Source organism: Mitsuaria sp. TWR114 (assembly GCF_007997345.1).
The window spans coordinates 1-3,288 of record NZ_VOSR01000144.1; the positions used below are offsets into that span (position 1 = coordinate 1).

Genomic DNA, 3,288 nt, shown 5'->3' on the forward strand with positions numbered 1-3,288 from the left:
GAGGTCGATGTCCAGGCCGCTGAGCGTCTCGTCGCGAGGATGGCGGTAGGTGATGCCGTAGTAGTCGGGCCAGATGCAGACCCGCAGCACGCCGCTGGCCTGGATGCGCTGCAGCGTGCTGCCCGCCGCCGGCAGAGCGGTCGGCGCGGCGTCCTTCGGAGCGCTGCTCGCGGCCGGCGCGAACGCAAGCAGCCACAAGGCTGCCGTCATCGCGGCCAGCCGGCCCGCCATGGCCTGTCCGGTCCTTCGCATCGTCATCGCATCTCCTCGGACCCGGATTGCACCAGAGTTCGCCCCACCGGACCGCAAGGGAAGCCCCGATCTCCCACGGATGTCACATCGACTATCAGTTTTATCGCTTATAAATGGGGATATTGCCCACCTAAAACTTTAGGAAATTCGGCAAAATCGACTCATGACTGCCATTGCCCGGACCCCCGACGACATGCAAGAGGACTTCAGCACGCGCGAAGTCGCGCAGCGCCTCGGCATGGCGGTCCGGTCGGTGCAGCTGATGGTCGATCGCGGGGAGCTGCAGGCCTGGCGCACGCCGGGCGGCCACCGGCGCATCCTGCGGGCCTCGCTCGACGCCTGGCTCACCGGCCGGGGCCTCGCGCCCACCAAACCCGCCGAGCTGGCGCCCGCCGACGGCGCGCCGCAGCGGCTGAAGGCGCTGCTGATCGAGGACTCGGTCCATTACCAGAACCTGGTGATGCTGCTGGCGCAGCAGGAGTTCCCCGACCTGGACCTGCATACCGCCAACGACGGCATCGGCGGCCTGGTGATGTACGGGCAGTTGCAGCCGGAGATCCTGCTGGTCGACATCCTGCTGCCCGGCATCGACGGCGCGGCGCTGGTGACCAGCCTGCGCTCGCAGCCGCAGTTCGCCAGCAGCGAACTGATCTTCGTCACCGCGCTGGACGAACAGCAGCGCTCGCCCTACGCATTCGCGCTCGCCGGTCTGCCGCTGGTGCACAAGCCGCGGCTCGTCACCGACCTGCCGCCGCTGCTCGCCGCGGCGGTCCAGCGCATCCGGGCCCGTCAGCCGCAGTTCGCCGGCTGAGCATGGCGTCCCGCATCCGGGTCCTCCTCGTGGAGGACGACACCACGCTGCAGCGCTTCGTCTCGATGGCGCTGGAGGACGACGAGGTGCGCCTGCAGGCCTGCATCTCGGTCGACGAGGCGCTGCTGGCGCTCGCGACGCAGAGTTTCGACCTCGTCATCAGCGACCTGATGCTGCCCGGCCGTCACGGGCTGGACCTGCTGCAGACGCTCAAGCAGCGGCCCGAACTGCGCGGCAAGGCGCGGCTGGCCGTGTTCAGCGCCGGCCTGAATCCGACGGTGCGCGAGCAGCTCGAGGCGCTGGGCGTGACGCGTTTCCTGTCCAAGCCCTGCTCGCTGGCGGACCTGCAATCGTGCCTGGACGGCCTGCGCGACGCCGCGTCGCCGCCGGCGGCGATGCCGTCGATCCACCAGGCTGCCATCGAGCAGTACTTCGGCGGCAACGCCGCGCTGTACCAAGCCTTCCTGGCGCGCTGCCGGATGCAGTTCCCGCTCGACATCGCCAGCGGTCGCAGCGCCTGCGAACGGGGCGAGCATGTGAAGCTGCGCCACCTCGCGCACAGCCTCAAGAGCGTGCTGCTGACGCTCGGCCATGCCGAAGCCGCCGAAGTGGCGCGCCAGCTCGAGCAGGACGCGCAGGACGCCGCCACCGGCTCGGAGGACGCGCTGGCCGCGGTGCGCGCCGCGTGGCCGGTGCTGGAGGAGGCGCTCGCGCGCCTGCTGTGAGGCGGCGCCTGCGAGCGCCTCAGATCGCCAGTGGATCCACGTCCACCGCCCAGCGCGTCAGCCCCTTCTGACGGCGCTTGAGCGCGTGCAGCTCCGGCAGCCAGGCGCGCAGGAAGCGCTGCAGCTGCGCGCGGCTGCGGCCTCGATCAGCATCTGGAAGCGCTCGCTGTCCGCGACCCGCGCCACCGCCATCGGCACCGGCGGATACAGCAGCAGGCCGAGCGACAAGGGCAGCGCCTGCGCCGCCTCCTGCGCCGCGGTCAGGAAGTCCCGCGCGGCCTCGACGCTGCGCCCTTCCGCGCGGACCAGCGCCAGATGCGCGAACGGCGGCAGATTGGCCGACATGCGCTCGTACAGCTGGCTGGACGCGAAGGCCTCGTAGTCGTGCTTCTGCAGCGACTGGTAGAGCGCGTGCTCGGGATACCAGGTCTGCACCCACATCTCGCTGGCGGCGGCCTGCGCCGCGTCGCGGCCCGCGCGTCCGCCCGCCTGCATCAGCAGCGAGAACAGCCGCTCCGGCGCGCGGAAGTCGCTGCTGAACAGCGCGCCGTCCGGATTCACCGCCGCGACCAGCGTGATGCGGCGGAAGTCGTGGCCCTTGGCGACCATCTGCGTGCCCACCAGGATGTCGACATCGCCCTCATGCACCGCCGCGAGCTGCGATTCGAGGCTGCCCTTGAGCTTGGTGGTGTCGGCATCGATGCGCGCCACGCGCGCGCCGGGCAGCGCCTGCGCGAGCTGCTCCTCCAGGCGCTCGGTGCCGCGGCCCAGTGGCGCGATGTCCGGATTGCCGCAGGACGGACAGGCCCGCGGCACGCGCGCCGACACGCCGCAATGGTGGCAGCGCAGCGTGCGGTCCTCCTTGTGGAAGACCTGGTGCGCGCTGCAATGCGGGCAGTCGCTCTTCCAGTTGCACTGGTCGCAATGCAATACCGGCGCGTAGCCGCGGCGGTTCAGGAACACCAGGCTCTGCTCGCCGCGGTCGAGCCGCTTGCGCAGCGCGTCCAGCAGCGGCACCGACAGCGTCGTGGTGACGCCCTTCTTGCGCTCGAGCCGGTTCATGTCGAACAGCCGCACCCGCGGCAGCGCGCCGCCGCCGATGCGCTCGGTCAGGTCGATGCGCCGATAACGACCGCCCAGCGCGTGCTGCCAGCTCTCCAACGACGGCGTCGCCGAGCCCAGCAGCACCGGGACCTTCTCCAGGTGGCCGCGATAGACCGCCAGGTCCCGCGCCGAGTAGCGCGCGCCGTCCTGCTGCTTGTAGGACGGGTCGTGTTCCTCGTCGACCACGATCAATCCGAGCCGCGGCATCGACGCGAAGACCGCCAGCCGCGTGCCCAGCACCAGCTGCGCGCGACCCAGGTGCGCCGCGAGCCAGTGGCGCAGGCGCTGCGCCGGCGTGAGCCCGCTGTGCAGCGACACGATCGCGTGGCCGGCGAAGCGCTCGGCGAAACGCGCCTCGAGTTGCGGCGTCAGGTTGATCTCCGGCACCAGCACCAG

The 3,288-nt window shown here is 70.8% G+C and carries 2 protein-coding genes and 2 pseudogenes; 2 read left to right on the forward strand and 2 right to left on the reverse strand.

Features of this window, described 5'->3' with window-relative positions:
• Positions 1-258: pseudogene (locus FUT87_RS29860) on the reverse strand (hypothetical protein); the annotation flags it as partial.
• A gap of 157 nt (positions 259-415) precedes the next feature.
• Between FUT87_RS29860 and FUT87_RS06730 the strand changes: the two are divergent.
• Together FUT87_RS06730 and FUT87_RS06735 are read left to right on the forward strand one after the other, a co-directional pair.
• Positions 416-1,063, forward strand: coding sequence for a helix-turn-helix domain-containing protein (locus tag FUT87_RS06730; protein WP_091728352.1), 648 nt, complete (start codon positions 416-418; stop codon positions 1,061-1,063).
• Between the two features lie 2 nt (positions 1,064-1,065).
• Positions 1,066-1,788, forward strand: coding sequence for a response regulator (locus FUT87_RS06735; RefSeq protein ID WP_147240514.1), 723 nt, complete (start codon positions 1,066-1,068; stop codon positions 1,786-1,788).
• Positions 1,789-1,807: 19 nt separating this feature from the next.
• Here the strand turns inward: FUT87_RS06735 and priA are convergent.
• A pseudogene (gene priA, locus FUT87_RS06740) lies at positions 1,808-3,288 on the reverse strand (primosomal protein N'); the annotation flags it as partial.